This window comes from Roseateles noduli (assembly GCF_050626985.1).
GTDB lineage: Bacteria > Pseudomonadota > Gammaproteobacteria > Burkholderiales > Burkholderiaceae_C > Roseateles > Roseateles noduli_A.
Genome location: NZ_CP192463.1, coordinates 506,790 through 519,901 on the forward strand (window position 1 = coordinate 506,790; position 13,112 = coordinate 519,901).

The window sequence follows — 13,112 nt, forward strand, 5'->3', positions numbered from 1 at the left end:
TCCTCCTGCACAGCCAGACAAGCCGCGCTGACCAGCGGGCGAGCAAAAGCCCGCCCGTGCTGCGGCGCAACACATCCAGGGCACAATAGCGTTTTTGCCGGGACGCGTGAGACCGTAGCCAATGACTGAGCAGCCCAAGCCGCGAGAAGTGTTCATCCAGGGGATCACCACGGATGGCCGCACCTTCCGCCCGAGCGACTGGGCCGAACGTCTGGCTGGCGCCATGTCCTGCTTCCGTCCCGGCGGCACCCGCAGCGGCCGCGACGCCTACCTCGGCTACTCCCCCTACTGCGTACCGCGCGTCATCGACGGCATCAAGTGCGTGATCGTCAACGAGGCGCTGAAGTCCGTCGAACCGATGGCCTGGGAGTTCGTCATGAACTTCGCCCGTGACAACAAGCTGCAGGTCGTCGACGCCTGCCTGCTGCCCGGCGATCGGGAATCCGGCAAGGCCTGAAGCGCTGAAGGCCCGCTGGCCCGTTCGGGCCATCGCCGGCCCGCGTCCTTGCGACTACGCTGCCGGGTTCGCCGCGACCTCCCCACCGGGCTCCCTGGAATGGCCGTCTTCACCGCCGACGCGGGCTCCCGGGCCGCGGCCGTCCTGCCGGAAATGCAGCAGTTGCTGCGCCTGATCGACCAGGGCGGGTCGATGCTGCAGGCCCGCGAGCTCGCGACCGTGAGCACCGTCGGCGGCCCGCTGCCGGTGATCGGCGTGACCCTGGGCAATCCTGATCCTGCGGTGCCCGCGCTCGGTTTCATCGGCGGGGTCCACGGCCTGGAGCGCATCGGCGCGCAGGTGGTGCTGGCCTACCTCGGCAGCCTGGTGCGCCGGCTGCGCTGGGACCTCAGCCTGCATCAGCAGCTCGAGTCGCTGCGGCTCGTCTTCCTGCCGGTCGTCAATCCGGGCGGCGTGCTGGCCGGGTCGCGCGCAAATCCGAAGGGCGTCGACCTGATGCGCAACGCGCCGCAGGATGCCGACCGCGGCGTGCCCTTCCTGGTGGGCGGGCATCGCCTGTCCCCGCATCTGCCGTACTACCGCGGGCTGGCCGGCGCGCCGCTGCAGGTCGAGAGCGACGCGCTCTGCCGTTTCGTCCGCGAGGAACTGCTGGGGCGGCCGATCTCCGTGGCCATCGACTTCCACAGCGGTTTCGGCCTGCGCGACCGCATCTGGTTCCCCTATGCGCGCACGCGCCGTCCGATGCACCACCTCGCCGAGATCCACGCGCTGTGCGAGGTGCTCGATCAATGCCTGTCCCCGCATCCCTACGTGATGGAGCCGCAGAGCCGGCACTACCTGACCCACGGCGACCTGTGGGACCACCTCTACGACGAGTCCCTCTCCCTTGATCGGGGGATCTTCCTGCCGATGACGCTCGAAATGGGGTCATGGCTGTGGGTGAAGAAAAACCCGCGCCAGCTACTCTCCCGGCACGGCATGTTCAACCCGCTGATCGCACATCGACAGCAGCGCGTGTTGCGACGGCACATGGCCTGGATGGACTTCATGACACGTGCGACGCAGAGCGCGTTGCGGTGGTTGCCAGGGCCGGACACAAGAATCGATCACGGGGAGCAGGCGTTGATTCGCTGGTATCGGAGGACCGCTCGATGAGCGTCCACACCTGGGTGCTGCTGCGCGGCTTGACCCGCGAGAGCGGCCATTGGGGGGACTTCCCCGCGCGCCTGCTGCGCGCGTTGCGGGTGCAGCAGCCGGACGCCCGGCTGGAATTGCTCGACCTGCCCGGCAATGGCGACAAGCATCGGCAGAGCAGTCCGACCCACGTCGACGCCATGATGGAGGCTTGCCGTGCGGAATTGCGTCGTCGCGGCGTTCCCCCGCCGTATCAGGTGCTGGCGATGTCGCTGGGTGCCATGGTCGCCAGCGAATGGGCGGCGCGCCATCCGCGCGAGCTCGACGGCATCGTGTTGATCAACACCAGCCTGCGGCCCTTCAGCGCCTTCTTCCGGCGGCTGAGGCCGTCGAACTACTGGTCATTGCTGTTGCTCAGCCTGACGCGGCTGAGCCTGCGCCAGCGCGAGGCCAAGGTGCTGCAGATGACGACGCGGATGCAGCGTCAGCCGGACCAGGTGATCGACGACTGGGTTTCGATCCAGCGCCAGCACCCGGTGCGACGCCGCAATGCGCTGCGTCAGCTGCTGGCGGCGGCGCGTTACCGCGCCAGCCTGGCCAAGCCCGAGCCGCCGATGCTGCTGCTGTGCAGCCAGGGCGACTCGCTGGTCGACTGGCGCTGCTCGCAGGCCATCAGCCGGGCGTGGGGTGCGCCGCTGCGGCTGCACCGGCACGCGGGGCACGACCTGCCGCTCGACGATGGGGAATGGGTGGCGCGCAATGTCGTGGACTGGCTCCACGTGCGCGAGGTCGTCGGACAGATCACGACGCCGATGCCGCTCTGAGCCCAACGAAAAAGCCCGCCGATTGGCGGGCTTTCCGTGCACCAGAGCTGGACTTTGCTATCAGGCGGCGAGCGCCTTGATCTTCGAAGACAGGCGGCTCTTGTGGCGAGCAGCCTTGTTCTTGTGGAAGATGCCCTTGTCGGCGACCGAGTCGATCACGGGCTGGGCGGTCTTGAACAGGTCGGCGGCCTTGGCCTTGTCACCCGTGACGATCGCCTTTTGCACGTTCTTGATGACCGTGCGGAACTTCGAACGCAGCGCCGAGTTGGCGGCGTTCAGCTTGACGTCTTGACGTGCGCGCTTGCGGCCCGAGGCCAGACGCACGGTTTTCTTCTTGGCTTTGGAAGAGCTTGCCATTGTCTTATTGGTCCAGTTGGTGCAAAGACGGCGAGTATAGCAGCCAGGATTGGAAAAACCAAACCCGAGGCATGGCGTCCGCGGCGGGCCACCCATAATGCGCGGTCGTTCGCCGGGGCTTCACGCTCCAGGGGAATTGTTCCACGCACCGTTTCCGTGCTGCCTTCGTAGAGCCTCCGCGCCGTCGCCTGAATGAACCTGCTCCGCACCGCCTCCGTCGTTTCGGTCTTCACGCTGCTGTCGCGCATCACGGGGCTGGTCCGCGAACAGATGGTGGCGGGGCTGTTCGGCGCCAACGCGATGACCGACGCCTACAACGTGGCGTTCCGCATTCCCAACATGCTGCGGCGGCTGTTCGCCGAGGGCGCGTTCTCGCAGGCCTTCGTGCCGTCGCTGGCCGCCGCGCGCGCCAAGGACGGCGACGAGGCGACCCGCCACCTGATCGACGCCGTCGCAACCGTGCTGCTGTGGGCGCTGCTGGCGACCTGCGTCATCGGCGTGATCGGCGCCCCGGTGCTGGTCTGGACGCTGGGAGCGGGGTTGTCCCGGGATGCGCACGAGGCCGCCGTCGTGATGACGCGGTGGATGTTCCCGTACATCGGCTTCATGTCGCTCGTGGCGCTGTCGGCCGGCATCCTGAATACCTGGAAGCGCTTCATCGTGCCGGCGGTGACGCCGGTGCTGCTGAACCTCGCTTCGCTGGCCTGCGGCTACGGCCTGACACCCGTGCTGGCGCGCCACGGCTATGAGCCGATCTACTCGCTGGCGCTCGGCGTCATGATCGGCGGCATCCTGCAACTGGCCGTGCAGGTGCCGGCGCTGCGCCGCATCGGCCTGATGCCGCGTTTCGCGCTGAACCTCTCCGGCCTGCGCCGCGCCGCCGGCGACGAAGGCGTGCGCCAGGTGTTGCGCAAGATGGGCCCGGCGCTGCTGGGCGTCGGCGTGGCCCAGCTCTCGCTGCTGATCAACACGCAGATCGCGATCGCGGTGGGCGAGGGCGCCGCCTCCTGGCTGACCTACGCGGACCGCCTGATGGAGTTCCCGATCGCGCTGCTCGGCGTCGCGCTGGGCGTCGTGCTGACGCCGCAACTCGCGGCCAGCACGGCCAAGGGCGAGACGGAGAAGTACTCCGGCCTGCTCGACTGGGGCCTGCGCCTGACCCTGCTGCTGGCGCTGCCCTGCGCGGTCGCGCTGCTGGTCTTCGCCGAGCCGCTGGTGGCGGTGCTCTACCAGCGCGGCGCCTTCCGGGCGGAGGACGTCGCCCACACCGCGCAGGCCGTGATGGGCTACGGGCTGGGCCTGATGGGCCTGGTGTCGATCAAGGTGCTGGCCCCCGGTTTCTACGCGCGCCAGGACATGCGCACGCCGGTGCGCATCGCCGTCGGCGTGTTGATCCTGACGCAGGTGTTCAACGCGATCTTCGTCTTCGGATTCAAGATCGGCGTCGCGGGCCTGTCGCTGTCGATCGGCCTGGGCGCCGTCGTCAACGCGCTGCTGCTGCTGCGTGGCCTGCGCAAGCTCGGCACCTACGCGCCGGAAGCCGGCTGGATGCTGTTCCTGCTGCGCGTGCTGATCGCCAGCGCCGCGATGGGCGCGCTGCAATGGTGGCTGGCCGGGCATGTCGCCTGGGTCGGCGGCAAGGGCTTCCACTTCGAGCTGGCGCGCGCCGGCTGGATGGCGCTGAGTCTCGGCGCCTCGGCCCTGCTGTACTTCGGCGTGCTGCTGCTGCTGGGCGTGAAGCTGCGCCAGTTCGCCCGCCGGGCCTGAACCCGGGGGGCGTCGTCTCCGGTTTCCGGCGGCGGCGGTGGGCGTAGACTCGGGCGCATGAGTTCGCCTTTGCAGTGGACGGTGCCGTCGGCGCTGGACTATTTTTCGACGCTGGTTGCCGACGACGACACGCTGAACCTGGCCGAGGCCGCCACGGCGATCGCGCTCGACGAGGTGCCCCGGCTGGACGTGCAGCAGGTGATGGCCGAGCTGGATCGTCTCGGCGAGCGGCTGCGCCACCGTCTCCCCGCCGATGCGCCGCCCAGCCACCGGCTGCGCATGCTCAACCAGTACTTCCACGGCGAACTCGGTTTCGCGGGCAACGTCAACGACTACTACGCCGTCGGCAACAGCTACCTTCACCAGGTGCTCGCCACGCGTCGCGGCATCCCGATCTCGCTGGCGATCATCTACATGGAGCTGGCCTCGCACGTCGGCCTGCAGGTCAAGGGCGTCAGCTTCCCCGGCCACTTCCTGATGAAGCTGCGCCTGCCGCAGGGCGAGGTCGTGCTGGACCCGTTCAGCGGACGTTCGCTGGGACGCGGCGAACTCGACGAGTTCCTCAGCCCCTGGCGCGAGCGCGCGGGCCTGATGCCACAGGAGCCGATGTCGCTGGATGCCTTCCTGGGCACCGCGGCGCCGCGGCAGATCCTGGCGCGCATGCTGCGCAACCTCAAGCAGATCCACATGGACCAGCAGGACCTGCCCCGGCTGCTGGCGGTCCAGCGCAAACTCGTGGCGCTGCTGCCCGACGATCGCGGGGAGCGCGCGGAGCTCGAGCAGAGTCTGCAGCAGCTGCGCGATGCGGGTGGCGGACCCGCCACCCTCCATTGAGGGTGCACGACGGGGGGAGGGGCGCCGGGCGACGCATAGAATCCCCCTCTTCCTGAGGGTGTGACCTCCCTGTTGCCGACCTCCGCGTCGCCGACGTCGCCCCGCCATCCAACGCTGAAGTGGTTTGAAGCAGATCCCGCTGTCGCTCGGTCCCGAGCCCGACTACACCTTTGACACGCTCCTCACCGGTGCCAACACCGCGGCCCTCACGCATGTGCTGGCGCTGGGGACTGGCTCGCCGCCGGTGTTCCTGTGGGGGCCGCCCGGCAGCGGCAAGACGCACCTGCTGCGCGCGCTCGCGCGCCACTGGCAGCAGGCCGGCGCGCAGGTCGGCTGGTACGACGCCGACACCCCGCTGCCCTGGGAACTGCCGAACCACCCCAGCCTGCTGCTGCTCGACGACGCCCAGCGCTTCGACCCGGGCCAGCAGCATGCGGCCTTCGCGCTGTTCGTCGAGGCGGCCACGCTGGGGCTGGCGGTCGTCTCGACCGGTACCGCGCCGCCGGTGGACCTGGACCTGCGCGAGGACCTGCGCACCCGGCTCGGCTGGGGCCCGACCTTCGCGCTGCAGCCGCTGTCCGAGGCCGAGGTGCGCGCCGTGCTGCGCCGCGAGGCCGACCGGCGCGGCATCGCGCTGACCGACGACGTCATCGACTACCTGCTCAACCGCTATGCCCGCGACCTCAAGCACCTGATGACGCTGCTGGACGGGCTGGACGAATTCGCCATGGCCAGCAAGCGGGCGGTCACCGTGCCGCTGCTGCGCCAGATGCTCGCCGACCAGGGGGCGCACGCCTGAGGGCGCGACGCCGCCGGTTGCTTCGCTTTCAAGATCTTTCAAGGATTTCGACGTGGACCTGACCCTGTTCGACCTCGACGGCACGCTGATCCCGCAGGACTCGGACCACGCCTTCGGCAGCTACATGGTGGAGATCGGCTGGGCCGACGGCGCCGCCTGGGCCGCCCGCAACGACGGGTTCTACGCCGACTACCAGCGCGGGAACCTCGACCTGGACGAGTACGTCGAGTTCGCCACCTCGGTCTGGCGCGCCCGGCCGCTGGCCGAGGCCGAGGCGGCCCGCGCCGATTTCATGGCCCGGATCATCGCGCCGATGTTGCGCGACAATGCGCGCGCACTTGTGCAGCGCCACCTGGACGCCGGGGATCTGGTGGTCGTGGTGACGGCGACCAACGAATTCGTGACCGCGCCGATCGCCAGGGCCTTCGGCATCGACCACCTGATCGCCGTGCAGCTGGAGCGCGACGCGACCGGGTCGTTCACCGGGCGCGTGCACGGAACTCCGTCCTTCCAGGCGGGCAAGATCGTGCGCGTGAACGAATGGCTGGCGGCGCAGGGGCGCCGCTGGGAGGATTTCGAGCGCGTGCATTTCTACAGCGACTCGATGAATGACCTGCCGCTGCTGGAGCGGGTCAGCCATCCGGTGGCGACCAACCCCACCTCGGCCCTCGAGGCGCTGGCGCGCGAGCGCGGCTGGCCGATATTGAAGCTGTTCGAATGATCAAGAAATTCATCAACAAGTTGTTGGGCAAGCCCGAAAGTACCGCCACGCCCCTGGGCAGGCGCGTGGAGATCGGCGCGGAGGAACACCGCATCGATCCGGCGCTGCTCGACGAGCGCGGCGTCAAGGTCGTCAAGGGACTGACCGACGCGGGCTACGAGGCCTTCATCGTCGGCGGCGCCGTGCGCGACCTGCTGCTGGGCCGCCGGCCCAAGGACTTCGACGTCGCCACCGACGCCACGCCGGAACAGGTGAAGAACCAGTTCCGCCGCGCCTTCATCATCGGCCGGCGCTTCCGCATCGTCCACGTGGTCTACGGCCGTGGCCGCGAGCACGAGGTGATCGAGGTCTCGACCTTCCGCGCGCTGCTCAAGGAAGACGACGCCGAGCAGGTGCAGGGCAACGAGAAGACGTCCAAGGGCGCGCTGGAGGGCAAGTCGCACGTCGTCGACGCGTCCGGCCGCGTGCTGCGCGACAACGTCTGGGGCCCGCAGATCGAGGACGCCGCGCGACGCGACTTCACCGTCAACGCGATGTACTACAACCCGGAGCGCGAGCTGGTGGTCGACTACCACGGCGGTCTGGCCGACGCCCGCAAGAAGGTGCTGCGGATGATCGGCGACCCCGAGACCCGCTACCGCGAGGATCCGGTCCGCATCCTGCGCGCGGTGCGTTTCGCCGCGAAGCTGGGCTTCACGATCGAGCCCAAGACCCGCGCGCCGATCCCCGTCATGGCGCCGCTGCTCGCGAACGTGCCGCTGTCGCGGATGTTCGACGAGATGATCAAGCTGCTGCAGACCGGCCACGCGCTGGCCAGCATCGACGAGCTGCGCAAGCAGGGCCTGGCGCGCGGCGTGTTCCCGATCCTGGACGCGGTGCTCGACAAGGACGGCGCGCTGCCGGACAACGTGCACGGCAAGTTCGTCCGCCTGGCGCTGGAAGACACCGACAAGCGGGTCGAAGAGGGCCGCTCGGTGGCGCCGAGCTTCATGCTCGCCTGCATGCTGTGGGGCGAGGTCCAGCAGCGCTGGACGCGCCTGATCGACGGCGGCGAAGGCGCGGTGGCGGCGCTGCAGCAGGCGGTCGACCTGGTCTTCGACGCGCGCGTCGGCGACATCTCCGGCCGCGGCAAGCTCGCGGCGGACATGCGCGAGATCTGGATGATGCAGCCGCGCTTCGAGCGCCGCACCGGCAGCGGTCCGCACCGGCTGATCGAGCAGCCGCGCTACCGCGCCGGCTTCGACTTCCTGGCGCTGCGCGCCGAGGCGGGCGAGATCGATCCGGCCCTGGCCGACTGGTGGGAAGACTTCGCGCTGGGCACCGAGGACGAGCGTCGTGCGCTCCTCGAGCTGGCGCGCGAGACGCAACGCCAGGGCGGTCCGCGCAGCAAGCCCAAGGCGGGCGGCGGGCGCGTGCACTCCGTGCCGCGCGGTGCCGTGAGCACGCCCTCGACCATGCCGGTCAGTGGCGAGTCGGCAGCCGGCCTGCCGATCGATGCCGAAGCGGTCGACGCCATGGACGGCGAGGGCGGCACCGGTCATCCCGCCAAGAAGCGCCGCCGCCGTCGCAAGCCCAAGGCCGCGGGTGGCGCGGCAGGCGGCGCGGGTCCCGCGGACACGACGCCGTCCAACGACGAGTGATCGCCGGCGGATGACCACGGCCTACGTCGGTCTGGGTGCCAACCTCGGCGACCTGCGGCGCACGCTGGAGGCGGCGCTGGCCGACCTCGCCGACGTGAAAGACCTGACCCTGGAGGCCGTCTCCTCCGCCTGGCGCAGCGCGCCGGTCGGCTGCGAGGGCCCCGACTACCTGAACGCCGTCGCCCGCGTGGCGACAACGCTGCCGCCGCTGACGCTGCTCTCGGCGCTGCAGGCCATCGAGCTGCGTCATGGTCGCGAGCGTCCGTTCGTCAACGCGCCGCGCACCCTCGACCTCGACCTGCTGCTCTACGGTGACCAGACCGTCGACCTGGATCGGCTCATCGTCCCGCATCCTCGGCTGCATCAGCGCGCCTTCGTGCTGCGCCCGCTGCTGGAGCTGGCTCCGACGCTGGACGCGCCGGGCCTTGGTGGACTGGCAGGCTACCTGCCGTCGGTCGCCGATCAGGTGGTCGAACGCGAGGACGCGCCCTTGCGCCTTCGCCGTCCCTGACGAATCGAATCAACGTCCAGGCTTTTCGGGAGCTCGCCCCATGTTCGCAACCGCCGCCGGCTGGCAGACGATCGTCCTGCTGACGCTGTCCAACGTGTTCATGACCTTCGCGTGGTACGGCCACCTGAAGGACCTGGCGGCGCGCCCCTGGTATGTCGCGGCGCTGATCAGCTGGGGCATCGCGCTGTTCGAGTACCTGCTGCAGGTGCCGGCCAACCGGATCGGCTACCAGGGCGGCTTCACGCTGGCGCAGCTCAAGATCACGCAGGAAGTGATCACGCTGGCGGTGTTCGTGCCCTTCTCGATGTTCTTCATGAACCAGCCGTTCAAGACCGACTACCTCTGGGCCGGTCTGTGCCTGATGGGCGCCGTCTACTTCATCTTCCGCAGCTGAAATCGGCGTCCCTGGAATGACGCGGGAAGACCCGCGATCGTCGGGGTATGAGCAAGGCATGGCTCCAACGGGCTACGGGCGGCTACACTCGCGGGTTTTCCGTGACACGGAAATGAATTAATTGTGACGATCCGGCGCGGATCGCACGGCGCGGAGCCTCCCCCCATGTTTTTCGGCAAGCTGCTGCCCCGAGAGGGCAATTTCTTTGAACTGTTCAATGAGCACGGCACGCAGATCGTCGAAGGCGCGCGCGCCTTCATGCTCATGATCCAGAACTACAACGACCTGACGCTGCGCGAGAAATACGCCGCCGAGGTCGACAAGGCCGAGCACCACGCCGACCGCGTCACCGCCGAGGTGAACCGGCTGCTGCATCGCACCTTCATCACGCCGATCGACCGCGAGCAGATCCACGGCCTGATCAACGCGATGGACGACATCCTGGACCTGCTGCAGGACTCCAGCGAGACGATGCAGCTCTACGACGTGCGCTCCATTCCCGAGGAAGTGCTGCGCCTGGGTGAGCTGTCGGCCAAGTGCTGCGAGCGTGTCAAGCACGCCGTGACGCTGCTGCCCAAGCTGAGCGAGCCCAAGACCGCCGAAGCCGCCATCAAGGCCTGCGAGGAGATCGACAAGCTCGAGTCCGACGCCGACCGCGTGATGCGCGCCGCGATGTCCAAGCTGTTCCGCGAGCAGGAGGACGTGCGCGAGCTGATCAAGCTCAAGGCGATCTACGAGCAGCTGGAATCGATCTCCGACCGCTGCGAGGACGTCGCCAACCTGATCGAGGGCATCGTCCTCGAGAATTCCTGACCCGGTCCCGGAGCGTCTCCCATGGGAACGATGCACGTGGCCTTCTGGGTCGTGGCCATGCTCGTGGTGCTGGCCGTCGCCTTCGACTTCATGAACGGCTTCCACGACGCGGCGAACTCGATCGCCACGGTCGTGTCGACCGGCGTCCTCAAGCCGCAGCAGGCCGTGCTGTTCGCGGCTTTCTTCAACGTGATCGCGGTGCTCTTCTTCGAGCTGAAGGTGGCGGCGACGATCGGCAAGGGGTCGATCGACGCGTCCATCGTCGATCACCATGTGATCTTCGGCGCGCTGATCGGCGCGATCGCGTGGAACGTGATCACCTGGTTCTACGGCATCCCGTCGAGCTCGTCGCATGCGCTGATCGGCGGCCTCGTCGGCGCGGCGATCGCCAAGGCAGGCACCAAGGGCCTGATCATGAGCGGCATCGGCAAGACGGTGCTGTTCATCTTCGTCTCGCCGTTGCTGGGGTTCCTGCTGGGCTCGCTGCTGATGGTGGCCGTGGCCTGGGTGTTCAGACGCAGTTCGCCGCTGCGGGTGGACAACTGGTTCCGGCGGTTGCAGCTGGTCTCGGCCGGGCTGTACAGCCTGGGCCACGGTGGCAATGACGCGCAGAAGACGATCGGCCTGATCTGGATGCTGCTGATCGCCTCCGGCTACGCGGGCGCCGGCGAACATTCGCCCCCGACCTGGGTCATCGTCGTCTGTTATCTGGCGATCGGCCTGGGCACCATGTTCGGCGGCTGGCGCATCGTCCGCACGATGGGGCAGAAAATCACCAAGCTCAAACCGGTTGGCGGCTTCTGCGCAGAAACCGGCGGCGCGATCACGCTGTTCCTGGCGACTTCCCTGGGCATTCCGGTGTCCACCACGCACACCATCACCGGCGCCATCGTCGGCGTGGGGTCGACGCAGCGCGCGTCGTCGGTGCGCTGGGGGGTGGCGGGGAACATCGTGTGGGCCTGGATCTTCACGATCCCGGCGTCGGCGTTCATCGCCGGGCTGTTCTACTGGATCAGCTTCACGCTGTTCTAAGGCAGGTTTGCCTGGCCGCTTTGCCTGCCCGCCTTGCCCGCCCGCCTTGCCTGCGAAAGGCCGGGCGCGGGCTCTCCACGAGGCAGGGGGCATCCCTCCGGGAACCCCCAGCCTCATTCCGGCCCCACTCACGCTCGCTGCCCATGGGCCAGGGGAGTACGAGTGATCGGGTTGGCGCTGAGGCCGTGTGGGGTTATTGGCTGATCTCGCGGGCCGCCTCGACCTGCGATTCGAAGTAGCGCTGCGCCGAGAAGGCAATCGTCGCCATCAGGCAGGCACCGCCCACCATCAGGCAGGCGATGACGCCCAGGATGGGCAGCCAGCCGGTCTTGTGCACCGGTTGTCCGGGGTTGAAGCGGTCGGCCCAGCGTTCGTCGGGCATCAGACCGTAGACGATGCCCGCCAGCATGCTCTGGGCGATCATCAGCCCGAGCAGCGGGATCAGGAACCAGGCGGCGACGTCGTCCTGGCCCAGCGTGTCCATGCGGTGCACGCCATACAGGCCAAGCAGCGTCGGCAGCGGATGCAGCCAGGCGAGCTTGTCGCTGAATCCGTGCAGATAGAAACGATGTGCCCCGAGGCTGCCGAGCGCGAAGCTCAGCCAGGTGGCGACGGTCTTGGACTTGAGGTCCGCCGCGCCGTCGGCGTCGGGGGCGACGGCGCTCATGCGGCGGGCGTTTCTGCTGGCGCGGAAGGGGCCGCCGGCGAGGCCGCCGCGGTCGCGGGCGTCGAACCGGTGGGCGAACTGGTGTCGCCCTGACCCAGTTGGCGTTGCATCAGCACGACATCGAGCCACTTGCCGAACTTCCAGCCGGCGGCCTTCATGACGCCGATGTCCTCGAAACCATGGCTGCGGTGCACGCCGATCGAACCGAGGTTCTGCGAGTCGCCGATCACGGCCACCATCTGGCGGGCGCCGGCCGCCTCGCAGCGGGCGATCAGTTCGGCCAGCAGCAAGCGGCCGACGCCCTGGCCCTGGGCCTGGGGCGACAGGTAGATCGAGTCCTCGACGAAGTAACGGTAGGCCAGGCGCGGGCGGAAGTAGTTGGCGTAGGCGAAACCGAGCACCTGCCCGTCACGCTCCGCGATCAGGTACGGCAGGCTGCGGCTGAGCACCTCGGTGCGGCGGCGGCCCATCTCGGCGCGGTCGGGCACGTCGGTCTCGAAGGTGCCGGTGCCGTGCAGCACCGCGTGCTCGTAGATCTGCTGGATCGCGGCGATGTCGCCCTCCAGACTGGGGCGGATCAGGAGGGGGGAGGAACTGCTGGTGGTCGTCGTCATTGGGGGAGGAGGACAAAGCGTCAAACGCGAGTTTATAATGCCGGGTTTTGGCGCTGGCCCCTGGGTGTGGCTGTCACGCTTCGAAGCTTCCTGATCCGGAGCTTGTGCGATGACAGTCCGGGGGCGTATCTACAGGGCCAGCTGTCGACCTTTCGTGGGGATCTTTCGCGACACACGCGTGCCCTTTGAAAAGTCGATTCAATTGTCTGCTTGCCCCTGTGTGTCTCCCTGGTGCGGTGGAACGCTCAAAACCTGAAGGATAGATCATGGTCGTTATTCGACTCTCCCGCGGTGGCTCCAAGAAGCGTCCGTTCTACAACATCGTCGTGACCGACAGCCGCAATCGTCGCGATGGCCGCTTCATCGAGCGCGTCGGTTTCTACAACCCCGTCGCCACCGGCAACGCCGAAGGCCTGCGTGTCGCCCAGGACCGCGTGTCCTACTGGGTCGGCACCGGCGCCCAGCTGTCGCCGGCCGTCGCCCGCCTGGTCGACGTGTCCAAGAAGTCGGCTGCCGCTCCGGCCGCCGCCGTCGCTGCCTAATCCTTC

16 protein-coding genes are annotated in these 13,112 nt (G+C 68.4%); 13 read left to right on the forward strand and 3 right to left on the reverse strand.

Annotated elements, in window-relative coordinates; all coding sequences use genetic code 11:
* Nucleotides 1–121 precede the first annotated feature (121 nt).
* The 3 genes from ACQ4L4_RS02275 to ACQ4L4_RS02285 all read left to right on the forward strand — a co-directional run bounded on the left by ACQ4L4_RS02275 (nt 122) and on the right by ACQ4L4_RS02285 (nt 2,415).
* Entirely contained in the window at nt 122–457 is a 336-nt protein-coding gene (locus tag ACQ4L4_RS02275) for a DUF3579 domain-containing protein (RefSeq protein ID WP_377156079.1), read from the forward strand.
* Between the two features lie 99 nt (nt 458–556).
* Nucleotides 557–1,612: a M14 family zinc carboxypeptidase gene (locus ACQ4L4_RS02280; RefSeq protein ID WP_431102588.1), complete on the forward strand. Its 1,056-nt coding sequence runs from the start codon at nt 557–559 to the stop codon at nt 1,610–1,612.
* Nucleotides 1,609–2,415, forward strand: a complete 807-nt coding sequence (locus tag ACQ4L4_RS02285) for an alpha/beta fold hydrolase (protein WP_431102589.1) — start codon at nt 1,609–1,611, stop codon at nt 2,413–2,415. Before ACQ4L4_RS02280 ends, ACQ4L4_RS02285 begins: the two co-directional genes overlap by 4 nt.
* Nucleotides 2,416–2,475: 60 nt before the next feature.
* On the opposite strand, the gene rpsT is transcribed toward ACQ4L4_RS02285, so the two are convergent.
* Nucleotides 2,476–2,772, reverse strand: a complete 297-nt coding sequence (gene rpsT, locus ACQ4L4_RS02290; protein ID WP_067269869.1) for a 30S ribosomal protein S20 — start codon at nt 2,770–2,772, stop codon at nt 2,476–2,478.
* Nucleotides 2,773–2,964: 192 nt separating this feature from the next.
* On the opposite strand from rpsT, the gene murJ reads away from it, so the two are divergent.
* The 9 genes from murJ to ACQ4L4_RS02335 all read left to right on the forward strand — a co-directional run bounded on the left by murJ (nt 2,965) and on the right by ACQ4L4_RS02335 (nt 11,283).
* Nucleotides 2,965–4,539, forward strand: coding sequence for a murein biosynthesis integral membrane protein MurJ (gene murJ, locus ACQ4L4_RS02295; RefSeq protein WP_431102591.1), 1,575 nt, complete (start codon nt 2,965–2,967; stop codon nt 4,537–4,539).
* 57 nt (nt 4,540–4,596) lie between these two features.
* Nucleotides 4,597–5,373 carry a SirB1 family protein gene (locus ACQ4L4_RS02300; RefSeq protein ID WP_377156073.1) on the forward strand — a complete coding sequence of 259 codons (777 nt, stop codon included), beginning with the start codon at nt 4,597–4,599 and terminating at the stop codon, nt 5,371–5,373.
* 124 nt (nt 5,374–5,497) lie between these two features.
* On the forward strand, nt 5,498–6,172 hold the full coding sequence (gene hda / locus ACQ4L4_RS02305) for a DnaA regulatory inactivator Hda (RefSeq protein ID WP_431102592.1): 675 nt from the start codon (nt 5,498–5,500) through the stop codon (nt 6,170–6,172).
* A gap of 52 nt (nt 6,173–6,224) precedes the next feature.
* Nucleotides 6,225–6,893 carry an HAD family hydrolase gene (locus ACQ4L4_RS02310; RefSeq protein ID WP_431102593.1) on the forward strand — a complete coding sequence of 223 codons (669 nt, stop codon included), beginning with the start codon at nt 6,225–6,227 and terminating at the stop codon, nt 6,891–6,893.
* Nucleotides 6,890–8,533 carry a polynucleotide adenylyltransferase PcnB gene (gene pcnB, locus ACQ4L4_RS02315; RefSeq protein WP_431102594.1) on the forward strand — a complete coding sequence of 548 codons (1,644 nt, stop codon included), beginning with the start codon at nt 6,890–6,892 and terminating at the stop codon, nt 8,531–8,533. Before ACQ4L4_RS02310 ends, pcnB begins: the two co-directional genes overlap by 4 nt.
* A gap of 10 nt (nt 8,534–8,543) precedes the next feature.
* A complete protein-coding gene (gene folK, locus ACQ4L4_RS02320; protein ID WP_431102595.1) occupies nt 8,544–9,044 on the forward strand; it encodes a 2-amino-4-hydroxy-6-hydroxymethyldihydropteridine diphosphokinase in 501 nt (166 codons plus the stop codon).
* A gap of 40 nt (nt 9,045–9,084) precedes the next feature.
* On the forward strand, nt 9,085–9,438 hold the full coding sequence (locus ACQ4L4_RS02325; protein ID WP_377156063.1) for a DMT family protein: 354 nt from the start codon (nt 9,085–9,087) through the stop codon (nt 9,436–9,438).
* A gap of 165 nt (nt 9,439–9,603) precedes the next feature.
* Nucleotides 9,604–10,251 carry a DUF47 domain-containing protein gene (locus ACQ4L4_RS02330; RefSeq protein WP_297523981.1) on the forward strand — a complete coding sequence of 216 codons (648 nt, stop codon included), beginning with the start codon at nt 9,604–9,606 and terminating at the stop codon, nt 10,249–10,251.
* Between the two features lie 21 nt (nt 10,252–10,272).
* The gene (locus ACQ4L4_RS02335; RefSeq protein WP_377156061.1) at nt 10,273–11,283 is read left to right on the forward strand and encodes an inorganic phosphate transporter; all 1,011 of its coding nucleotides are present in this window, start codon (nt 10,273–10,275) and stop codon (nt 11,281–11,283) included.
* A gap of 193 nt (nt 11,284–11,476) precedes the next feature.
* On the opposite strand, the gene ACQ4L4_RS02340 is transcribed toward ACQ4L4_RS02335, so the two are convergent.
* Both ACQ4L4_RS02340 and ACQ4L4_RS02345 read right to left on the reverse strand, forming a co-directional pair.
* Entirely contained in the window at nt 11,477–11,950 is a 474-nt protein-coding gene (locus tag ACQ4L4_RS02340) for an NINE protein (protein ID WP_431102596.1), read from the reverse strand.
* Nucleotides 11,947–12,564 (reverse strand): GNAT family N-acetyltransferase, encoded by a 618-nt coding sequence (locus ACQ4L4_RS02345; RefSeq protein ID WP_431102597.1) that lies wholly within the window; start codon nt 12,562–12,564, stop codon nt 11,947–11,949. The genes ACQ4L4_RS02340 and ACQ4L4_RS02345 overlap by 4 nt, the downstream gene beginning before the upstream one ends.
* 266 nt (nt 12,565–12,830) lie before the next feature.
* Here ACQ4L4_RS02345 and rpsP point away from each other — a divergent pair, with 266 nt between their 5' ends.
* Nucleotides 12,831–13,106: a 30S ribosomal protein S16 gene (gene rpsP, locus ACQ4L4_RS02350; protein ID WP_377156057.1), complete on the forward strand. Its 276-nt coding sequence runs from the start codon at nt 12,831–12,833 to the stop codon at nt 13,104–13,106.
* Nucleotides 13,107–13,112: the final 6 nt, after the last annotated feature.

What these genes read in the sequence shown, in the direction of transcription:
- ACQ4L4_RS02275 (WP_377156079.1), top strand. Translation starts at nt 122, where the DNA reads ATGACTGAGCAGCCCAAGCCGCGAGAAGTGTTCATCCAGGGGATCACC.
- ACQ4L4_RS02280 (WP_431102588.1), top strand. Translation starts at nt 557, where the DNA reads ATGGCCGTCTTCACCGCCGACGCGGGCTCCCGGGCCGCGGCCGTCCTG.
- ACQ4L4_RS02285 (WP_431102589.1), top strand. Translation starts at nt 1,609, where the DNA reads ATGAGCGTCCACACCTGGGTGCTGCTGCGCGGCTTGACCCGCGAGAGC.
- rpsT (WP_067269869.1), bottom strand. Translation starts at nt 2,772, where the DNA reads ATGGCAAGCTCTTCCAAAGCCAAGAAGAAAACCGTGCGTCTGGCCTCG.
- murJ (WP_431102591.1), top strand. Translation starts at nt 2,965, where the DNA reads ATGAACCTGCTCCGCACCGCCTCCGTCGTTTCGGTCTTCACGCTGCTG.
- ACQ4L4_RS02300 (WP_377156073.1), top strand. Translation starts at nt 4,597, where the DNA reads ATGAGTTCGCCTTTGCAGTGGACGGTGCCGTCGGCGCTGGACTATTTT.
- pcnB (WP_431102594.1), top strand. Translation starts at nt 6,890, where the DNA reads ATGATCAAGAAATTCATCAACAAGTTGTTGGGCAAGCCCGAAAGTACC.
- folK (WP_431102595.1), top strand. Translation starts at nt 8,544, where the DNA reads ATGACCACGGCCTACGTCGGTCTGGGTGCCAACCTCGGCGACCTGCGG.
- ACQ4L4_RS02325 (WP_377156063.1), top strand. Translation starts at nt 9,085, where the DNA reads ATGTTCGCAACCGCCGCCGGCTGGCAGACGATCGTCCTGCTGACGCTG.
- ACQ4L4_RS02330 (WP_297523981.1), top strand. Translation starts at nt 9,604, where the DNA reads ATGTTTTTCGGCAAGCTGCTGCCCCGAGAGGGCAATTTCTTTGAACTG.
- ACQ4L4_RS02335 (WP_377156061.1), top strand. Translation starts at nt 10,273, where the DNA reads ATGGGAACGATGCACGTGGCCTTCTGGGTCGTGGCCATGCTCGTGGTG.
- ACQ4L4_RS02340 (WP_431102596.1), bottom strand. Translation starts at nt 11,950, where the DNA reads ATGAGCGCCGTCGCCCCCGACGCCGACGGCGCGGCGGACCTCAAGTCC.
- ACQ4L4_RS02345 (WP_431102597.1), bottom strand. Translation starts at nt 12,564, where the DNA reads ATGACGACGACCACCAGCAGTTCCTCCCCCCTCCTGATCCGCCCCAGT.
- rpsP (WP_377156057.1), top strand. Translation starts at nt 12,831, where the DNA reads ATGGTCGTTATTCGACTCTCCCGCGGTGGCTCCAAGAAGCGTCCGTTC.